At 69.6% G+C, this 8,131-nt stretch carries 7 protein-coding genes and 2 pseudogenes; 4 read left to right on the forward strand and 5 right to left on the reverse strand.

Annotation, left to right across the window (positions count from 1 at the left end):
- From GJ632_RS16650 to GJ632_RS22330, 4 genes are all read right to left on the reverse strand, one after another.
- Positions 1–463: DUF4112 domain-containing protein (locus GJ632_RS16650; RefSeq protein ID WP_343161226.1), on the reverse strand; the 463-nt coding region annotated here is incomplete at its 3' end.
- A gap of 169 nt (positions 464–632) precedes the next feature.
- Positions 633–914, reverse strand: coding sequence for a hypothetical protein (locus GJ632_RS16655; RefSeq protein WP_231751624.1), 282 nt, complete (start codon positions 912–914; stop codon positions 633–635).
- Between the two features lie 599 nt (positions 915–1,513).
- The gene (gene aceA / locus GJ632_RS16660; protein ID WP_191453540.1) at positions 1,514–2,563 is read right to left on the reverse strand and encodes an isocitrate lyase; all 1,050 of its coding nucleotides are present in this window, start codon (positions 2,561–2,563) and stop codon (positions 1,514–1,516) included.
- Positions 2,560–2,733 carry a hypothetical protein gene (locus tag GJ632_RS22330; protein ID WP_231751625.1) on the reverse strand — a complete coding sequence of 58 codons (174 nt, stop codon included), beginning with the start codon at positions 2,731–2,733 and terminating at the stop codon, positions 2,560–2,562. The genes aceA and GJ632_RS22330 overlap by 4 nt, the downstream gene beginning before the upstream one ends.
- A gap of 369 nt (positions 2,734–3,102) precedes the next feature.
- Here GJ632_RS22330 and GJ632_RS16670 point away from each other — a divergent pair, with 369 nt between their 5' ends.
- From GJ632_RS16670 to GJ632_RS16680, 3 genes and pseudogenes are all read left to right on the forward strand, one after another.
- A complete protein-coding gene (locus tag GJ632_RS16670; RefSeq protein ID WP_089808821.1) occupies positions 3,103–4,059 on the forward strand; it encodes an ABC transporter ATP-binding protein in 957 nt (318 codons plus the stop codon).
- Positions 4,056–4,822 (forward strand): annotated as a pseudogene (locus GJ632_RS16675) (ABC transporter permease). Before GJ632_RS16670 ends, GJ632_RS16675 begins: the two are co-directional and overlap by 4 nt.
- Positions 4,823–4,946: 124 nt before the next feature.
- Positions 4,947–5,782, forward strand: a pseudogene (locus GJ632_RS16680) (SDR family oxidoreductase).
- Positions 5,783–5,832: 50 nt separating this feature from the next.
- Here GJ632_RS16680 and GJ632_RS16685 read toward each other — a convergent pair.
- Positions 5,833–6,156, reverse strand: a complete 324-nt coding sequence (locus tag GJ632_RS16685; RefSeq protein ID WP_191453542.1) for a hypothetical protein — start codon at positions 6,154–6,156, stop codon at positions 5,833–5,835.
- Between the two features lie 146 nt (positions 6,157–6,302).
- On the opposite strand from GJ632_RS16685, the gene ggt reads away from it, so the two are divergent.
- Positions 6,303–7,934 (forward strand): gamma-glutamyltransferase, encoded by a 1,632-nt coding sequence (gene ggt / locus GJ632_RS16690; protein ID WP_191453543.1) that lies wholly within the window; start codon positions 6,303–6,305, stop codon positions 7,932–7,934.
- Positions 7,935–8,131: the final 197 nt, after the last annotated feature.

Below are 8,131 nucleotides of genomic sequence, written 5' to 3' on the forward strand. Positions count from 1 at the left end.
CGGCGACGGCGACGACGCGCCCGTCGCGGGTCGCGCCCGCGGGGTCGGTCCGGCGGGCCTCCAGCAGGCGAACGTTCCGCTGGTTCGCCTTCCACACCGCGTCGAAGGCGTCGCCGACGAGGGGAACCGACCCGACGACGGCGTCGACGACGAGGTTGAGGACCATCCGCGCCACCGTCTCCCGCGGCGCGCCGAGTGCGGCGGCTTCGGCGACGATGTACGCCGAGACGGCCGCCGTGGGCACGTCGCCCGCGACGGGGAGGAGGCCGACGATCGGGTCCAGGCCGACTCTGAAGTTCGTCCCCGGAATCTCGACGGCGCTGTCGAGGTAGTGACTCAGCCGGCGGAGTCGCGCGAGGGCCTCGGCTTCGGGGTCCGCCGCGTCGGTGACGGCGTCGTAGACGACGACGGGCGCGTCGTCTCCCGGCGTCGCGTCGTCGGTCGCGGCGTCTGATGGACTCACGACCGACACGTCGCGCTCGGCGGACTTGAGCGTTCTCGCGTGGGGGAGGGCCGACGTGGCGGGTCGTGGCTCGGACGGGAGGACGGTGAGGGGGAGGGCGAAGCGCGGTGCGGGGCGGCGGACGCCGTCGAGACGGCGGCCTACGTCCTCGACACCTCGCGCACCGCCTTCACGCCGAAGCCGGCTTCGAGGGCGTCGGCGACGCTCGCCTCCTCGGGCGGACCGCTGACGCGGAGGTCCGCGTCCACCTCGCGCGCAGGTCGTTCAACGCGGGTCGTAAGCCGCTCACGTCCGCGCGGTCCACGGCGACGACGCAGTCGACGGCGGCGAGGCGGGCGCGGACGCCCTCCTGTAAGTCGCCGTCGGCGTCGCGCGTGACGAGGACCGTCAGCGAGGCGCGAACCGAGTGGTGGTCTGCCTGTGCGGACTGGCTGGGTCGGGAGATTGCCATGAGGCTCCCGGCGCGAGTCGAACGCGCCTCTCGCGTCGTCGGCGACGACGGAGACTGCCGACACGGGAGCGGTCCGGTGTGGATACTCCGCGCTCGGGGCGTATCGGCCGCGCGAGAAAGGGACGGGGACGGTTCGTCTCGGTCGTGAGTCACACGCGAGAACGAAGCCGGGTTCCCCGGACCCCGCCCGCGCGGCGCGTGGTTACGCGCCGAGCGCGGACCGGACGCAGAGGGGTTCGGCTTCCCCGTTTCCGGAGAAGCCTCCGATAACCCAGACGGCCCCCTCGCCGAGGGCGGCGGCCGCAGTCGCGGCTACCGCGTGGGGCGGACGGCGAGTGGTGGCAGTCCGGGTCATCGGTCTCTCTGCCCGCAGGGTCGCGGGACTCGTCTCGGCAGATGCGGTGGAATAACTTAACGTTTGTTCAGGCGTGTGAAAAGTTAGCAAGAGTCGCGACCCGGCGTGCGAGCGACCGAACGCCGGCCGCGCGAGGAGATTCGCAGCGCAGGGGGCTGCGCCGTCCGCCCTGACCGACGGACTGCGGTGCGCCGGTGACCGCCCCCATGGTACGACGGCCGCCGGCGCGAGTCGGTTCGGCCGTTCAGTCGTCGCTCTCGATGGGCGTGCTCTCCTCCTCGGAGAAGCCCTCGGAGTTCTCGATGCGGTCGCGCGCCTCGCGGTCGAACTGCATCTCGGTCTCCTGGTAGTCGGAGACGAAGGCCATCTCGTGGTGGGACTCGGTCGGGTGGCCGAGGTAGCGTTCCTCCAGGTCGAACTGCGCCTCCTCGTCCGTCTCGGCCAGCGAGCGGAAGTCCTCGTAGACGCTGTGGGCGCCCGAGTGCAGGCCGAACAGGGTGATGAAGATGTACTCGTAGCCCAGGTCGCCGAGTTCCTCGAACGTGAGCGGGTCCTCCTCCTCGGACCACGCGAACGACGAGGAGTAGTTGAACGCCAGCTTCAGGTCCGGATGCGTCTCGTGGATGGTCTCGGCGTACTGGACGGCGTCCTCGCGGGACGGGTCCGGCATCTCGGGCCACACCATGTCGACGCCGGCGTCGGCGTAGATGCGGCCGCGTTCGAGGTGTTCCTCCCAGTCGCCGTTCGACGACCCGTAGGCGTCCGTCCGGGCGATGATGAACGTGTCCTCGGACTGCTTGGCGTCGACGGCCGCCTCGAATCGCGCGCGGGCCTTGTCCCGAGAGATGATCTGCTTGCCGGCGATGTGGCCGCACCGCTTCGGCGTCGTCTGGTCCTCGATGTGGACGGCGGCCACGCCGGCCTTCTCGTACTCGCGGACGGCGCGGCGGACGTTGTGGACGCCGCCGTAGCCGGTGTCGCAGTCGGCGACGACCGGCAGGTTCGTCGCCTCGACGATGCGCTTTGCGTTCTCGACCATCTCGGTCATCGTCACCATCTCCAGGTCGGGGAACCCGAACTGACCGAGGACGGTGGAGTAGCCGCTCATGTAGGCGGCGTCGAGGCCGGCGAGTTCGGCCAGACGCGCGTCGAGGGCGTGGTAGATGCCCGGCGCGAAGACGAAGTTCTGCTCGTCCAGCATCCGCCGGAACTCGCGGGCCGAGGCGTTGTCCACGTCGCGGGTGTGGACGTCCGCGCCCGTCGTTCGCTCGTAGGGGTCCTCGCTCGTCGTCATCGGTCCTCCTCCATGCGCGTCTCGATGCGGTCCAGTTGGGCGGCGAGGGCGGCGATGTCGCGCCGGAGGTCGGTAATCTCGTCGTCGGGCGTCTGCTCTGTCGGGTCGGTGATGAAGGGGACCAACGGGGCGTCCATGTTCTCCTCGTTGTTCGGGTAGTTTCGGGTCATCGGTCGGGTGGTACGTCGGGTCGTCTCTCGGGTCGTGGGTGTCGTCATCTGGATCGTCTGGGTGGGTCGGGGCGGTCTGTCGAGCGATTCGGCGTGCGGAACGTGTGTCGATGGGCGCGTACTGCGCCGGATACTGCCATCGGCGTTCACCTCGTCTGCCGCAAGGACCATCTGGTAGTTAAACATAATGATTGATAGTGATAATATTCTTTAATGCAGTTTATCGCCTTATATCGATATGTGTGGGACTAACCATCACACGTCTGTGCGCCCGGCCGCCGCCGCCGTCTCGGACCCGTGGCAGGCTATCGCACATCGTTCCGCGGTCGGTGCGCTTAATCCGCCCAGTCGCCGACCTACGGACATCTGATGGCTTCTGCGATAACGATACGCGACTTACGCAAGTCGTACGGCGACGTGCAGGCGTTGGACGGCGTGGACCTCGACGTTCCCGAGGGGTCGTTCTTCGGCCTCCTCGGCCCGAACGGCGCGGGGAAGACCACGTTCATCAACGTCCTGGTCGGCCTCGTCCGCAAGTCCGGCGGCCGGGCCGAGGTGTTCGGTCACGACGTGGAGGACGACTACCGCGAGGCGCGGGACAGAATCGGCCTCGCGCCGCAGGAGTTCAACGTCGACCGGTTCTTCCCCATTCGCGAAGTCCTCGTGACGAAAGCGGGCTACCACGGCGTCCCCGCCGACGAGGCGCGCGAACGGGCCGACGAGGTGCTCAAGCGCGTCGGCATCTACGACAAGCGCGACACGCGGTTCGACTGGCTCTCCGGCGGGATGAAGCGCCGGTTCGTCCTCGCGCGCGCCCTCATCACGGACCCGGACCTCCTCATCCTCGACGAACCCACGGCGGGCGTGGACGTGCAACTCCGGCACGAACTGTGGGAGACCATCACCGAACTGAACGATAGCGGGACGACCATCCTCCTGACGACGCACTACATCGAGGAGGCCGAACGCCTCTGCGACGAGGTGGCCATCCTCGACTCCGGCCGCGTCCTCGAGGTGGCGAGTCCGGACGAACTGATGGACCGCGGCACCGACGACATCGTGGTCACCCTCCGCGACGCGCCCACCGCAGTCCCCGACTTCGCCGCCGAGGACGACAGGGTCGAGGCGGTGGAACTCGACGGCACCCGCCTCGTCGTCACCGCCCGCGAGGGCGGACTGGTCGCTCCCGACGTGGTCCGTCGTCTCGACGCCGCGGGCCACGAACTCGTGGACCTCGAAATCTCCCGCACCTCGCTCGAAGAGGTGTTCGTCGAGATGACCCGGGCCGAGGAGGAGGGCCGCGCGACGATGGAGGTGGGCCAGTGAGCGTCGAACGCACGGGCTTCTTCGCCCTCCTCAAGCGCGAGGTCCTGCGGTTCGTCCGCCGCCCGCGCAACACGTTCGTCCCGCCGTTCATCACGAACGTGCTCTACTTCTCCGTCTTCGGCGTCATCCTCGGCGAACGCATCAACGAGATCGCGGGCGTCCCCTACATCCTCTTCATCCTCCCCGGCCTCATCGTCCTCGGCGCGGTGTCGAACGCGTTCGAGAACGCCTCCTTCTCCATCTTCCACGGCCGGTGGAACCGCTACATCGAGGAGGTGCTGACCTCGCCGCTCTCCTACCGGTCGATGGTCGGCGCGTACGTCCTCTCCTCGGCGACGCGCGGCGTCGTCGTCGGCGCTCTCGTCGCCGTCATCGGCGCGTTCTTCACCACCGTCGGCCTCGCTCGACCGCTCTACCTCGCCGCGTTCATGGCCGTCATCACCCTGCTGTTCGCCAGTCTCGGCGTCGTCGGCGGCCTGTGGGCCGAGGACTTCGACGACCTGACGATGATGAACCAGTTCATCCTGCGACCGCTGGTGTTCTTCGGCGGCGTCTTCTACTCGCTGAACGAACTGCCGACGACGCTCCAGCAGGTGTCGCTCCTGAACCCCATGATATACATGGTCAACGGCGTCCGCTACGGCTTCCTCGGCGTCAGCGAAGTGGACCCCAACGCCTCGCTGGCCGTCCTCGTCGCCCTCACCGTCGCCGTCACCGCCCTCACGTCGCCCTGTTCCGTCGCGGCTACGGGCTGACGGACTGACCGGGCGTCACTCGCCGACGCTCACGTCGCTCCGTCGCCGCTCCCCCGTCGCGTCTGCCGTCGCCCGCTCACCCCCTTCGCAGTCATCGAAACGCTCAATCGCCTCGGCCGGACAGTCCCGCCAATGTCCGAATCGCTCCGCGTCCTCGTCACCGGGGGCGCGTCCGGTATCGGCCGCGCGACGGTGCGCCGCCTCCGCGCCCGCGGCCACGACGTGGTCGTCCTCGACAGCGACGCGGCCGCCCTCGAACGCCTCCCCGACGACGTGGCGACGCACGTCTGCGACGTGACCGACGACGAGGCGGTGCGCGAACGCGTCGCCGCCGTCGCCGCCGACGGTATCGACGCCCTCGTCCCCTGCGCGGGCGCTACGAACTCGGCGCCGTCGAGGACGTGCCGGCGGCGACGGTGGAACGCCAGTTCGACGTGAACGTCTTCGGCGTCCTCTCCGTCGTCCGCGCCGCCCTGCCCGCCCTCCGCGAGTCGGGCGGCCGCATCGTCACCGTCGCCTCCGTCCTCGGCCGGGTGACGCTCCCGTACCACGGCGTCTACGGCGCGACCAAACACGCGATTGAGGCGCTCTCGGACGCCCTTCGCGTCGAACTCGAACCGCACGGCGTGCGCGTCGCGATAGTCGAACCCGGCCCGGTGCGGACCGGGTTCAACGAACGCGCGAAGGCGGGACTCGACCGCTACGACGAGACGCCGTACGCGGCGACGTACCGCGACGTGCGAACGGGGTTCGACCCCGGCGGCGTCGCCCCCGAACGCGTGGCGGACACCGTCGTCACCGCCGTCGAGGCGGCTGACCCGAAGGCGCGCTACCCGGTGACGTGGCAGGCGCGTCTGCTCCCCCTCCTGCGGACCCTCCTCCCGACGTGGGCGTTCGACCGACTGGTGCGGACCGAAGTCGAACGCGCCGGCCTCGTGGGGACGGTCCGCGGACTGCTCGGCCGGTGACGCCGCGGGGCGGTAGAGACACCGAACCACCGCGGACCCCGATAGCCGCGTTACGCGTCCTCAGCGTCGTTTTCGTCGCTCGCGTCGTTTTCGTCGGTCGCGTCGGACTCGGTCACGTCGGGTCCGACAGCGCCGGACTCGGTGGCGTCGTCCCCGACGGCCGCGACTTCGTCCGCCTCCGCGTCGCCACCGACGAGCGACTCCCCTTCGGCCTCCCGTAGCGGTTCGCCGGCCCGGAGGAACTCGTAGGCCAGAATCGCCATCCCGACGATGCTGAACGGCGGTATCAGCAGGACGACGCCGAGAATCAACCGCCACCGAGGGACGTACCGGAGTCGCGCTTCGACCTCCTCTATCAGGTTTCGTTGGCTCATCTCTCGCCCCGAGTTGACGGCCGAGCGCCTCGAAACTTGCGGGGGTCACCGTCGCCGCCGTCACCGGCGGGCGCGCCCCGCCCATCTACCCACCCTGCCGTGCCCCTTGAGGTGGACTTTTTCTCCCTCGTTCGAAACCGGTGCGCATGGACATCGACGGAAACGCGGACTTAGACCGGTTCACGTCCCGACGCTCGACGGTGTACGGGCAGCGCGGCGTCGTCGCCACCAGCCAACCGCTCGCCGCGGAGGCGGGCATCCAACTGCTCCGGGAGGGCGGCAACGCCTTCGACGCCGCCGTGGCGACGGCGGCGGCGCTGAACGTCGTCGAACCCACCTCCACGGGCCTCGGCGGCGACGTGTTCGCCCTCTACCGCACCGCCGACGGCGAAGTGGGGGCGATGCGCGCCTGCGGCGGCGCGCCGGCCGACGCGACCATCGAGAACGTCCGCGCCGCCGTCGCCGAGGAGGAGGGCGTCGCGCCCGAGGACGCCGAGATGCCCGACACCGGCGCGCACGCCGTCACCGTCCCCGGCACGGCCCGCGGATGGGAGGCGACCAGCGAGGAGTTCGGCGAACTGACGCTCGCGGACGCCCTCGGGCCCGCCATCCGCTACGCCACCGAGGGCTACCCGGTCAGCGAGATAATCGCCGGCGCGTGGACGCACGGCGAGGAGTTGTTCCAGACCGACAACGCCCGCGACGCGTTCCTGTTCGACGGCGAAGCCCCCGACGTGGGCCAGACGGTGACGCTCCCGAAACTCGGCGCGACGATGGAGCGCATCGCCGACGAGGGGGCGGACGTGGTGTACGAGGGCGAAATCGCCGAGCAGATAGCCGCGGAGGTGCAGTCGCAGGGCGGGTTCATGACCGTCGAGGACCTCGCCGACTTCGAGGTGGAGTACCCCGACCCCGTCTCCACGACGTACAACGGCGTCGAGGTGTACGAACTCCCGCCGAACAATCAGGGGCTCATCGCGCTGGAGGCGCTGAACATCGCCGAGGCCGTCGGCGCGGGCGAGTACGACCTCGACTCCCCCGAACGCGTCCACTACTTCGGCGAGGCGATGAAGCTCGCGTTCCACGACGGCCACCGCTACATCACCGACCCCGAGTACGAGGAGATTCCGCCGCTGGCCTCGAAGGAGTGGGCCGAACGCCGCGCCGCCGAAATCGGCCCGGAGGCGAACGACGACGTGTCGTTCGGCGTCCCCGACGCGAACGCGGAGGATTCCGACACCGTCCTCCTCACCGTCGCCGACGACGAGGGCAACGTCGTCTCCTACATCAACTCCCGGTTCGCCGGGTTCGGTTCGGGCCTCGTCGCGGGCGACACCGGAATCGCCCTGCAGAACCGCGGCAGTTCGTTCTCGCTGGACCCCGACCACCCGAACCGCATCGAACCCGGCAAGCGCCCGTTCCACACGCTCATCCCCGGCCTGCTCAGGTTCGACGAGGACGACTGGGCGGCGTTCGGCGTCATGGGCGGCTACATGCAACCGCAGGGGCACGTGCAGGTGGTCTCCAACGTCGTCGACCACGGGATGCCCCTGCAGGCGGCGCTGGACTACCCGCGCTGGCGCTACCGCGAGGACGGGTCCCTCGCCATCGAGGAACGGACGAGCGACAGCCTCGGGACGAAACTCACCCGCCGAGGCCACGACGTGCGACTCCTCTACCCCAGTCTGTTCGGCGGTGCGCAGATAGCCCGGAACGACGGCGGGACGCTCTCGGCGGCGACGGAACCGCGGAAGGACGGGAACGCGCAGGGCTACTGACCAGGGAGCGCCCGCCGTCGTGAAAGCGGGCAGAATTATATTCTGCCACACAGTTCGGGAAACGGTCAAGTTAGTCCGACCAGAACACACGCTCGATGAGGAGACTCGGACGCCGCGGATTCCTCGCCAGTCTCGGCGCGGGGGCGGCGACGCTCGCCGCCGCCCCCGGCGCGCCGACGCCCGCGAGGACGAGGGGT

The organism is Halogeometricum sp. CBA1124, assembly GCF_009741955.1.
Classification (GTDB): Archaea; Halobacteriota; Halobacteria; order Halobacteriales; family Haloferacaceae; genus Halogeometricum; species Halogeometricum rufum.

Bases quoted from the DNA above. Each gene is read 5' to 3' on its own strand.
- GJ632_RS16685 (WP_191453542.1), bottom strand. From the start codon at position 6,156: ATGAGCCAACGAAACCTGATAGAGGAGGTCGAAGCGCGACTCCGGTAC.
- GJ632_RS16670 (WP_089808821.1), top strand. From the start codon at position 3,103: ATGGCTTCTGCGATAACGATACGCGACTTACGCAAGTCGTACGGCGAC.
- aceA (WP_191453540.1), bottom strand. From the start codon at position 2,563: ATGACGACGAGCGAGGACCCCTACGAGCGAACGACGGGCGCGGACGTC.
- GJ632_RS22330 (WP_231751625.1), bottom strand. From the start codon at position 2,733: ATGACCCGAAACTACCCGAACAACGAGGAGAACATGGACGCCCCGTTG.
- ggt (WP_191453543.1), top strand. From the start codon at position 6,303: ATGGACATCGACGGAAACGCGGACTTAGACCGGTTCACGTCCCGACGC.
- GJ632_RS16655 (WP_231751624.1), bottom strand. From the start codon at position 914: ATGGCAATCTCCCGACCCAGCCAGTCCGCACAGGCAGACCACCACTCG.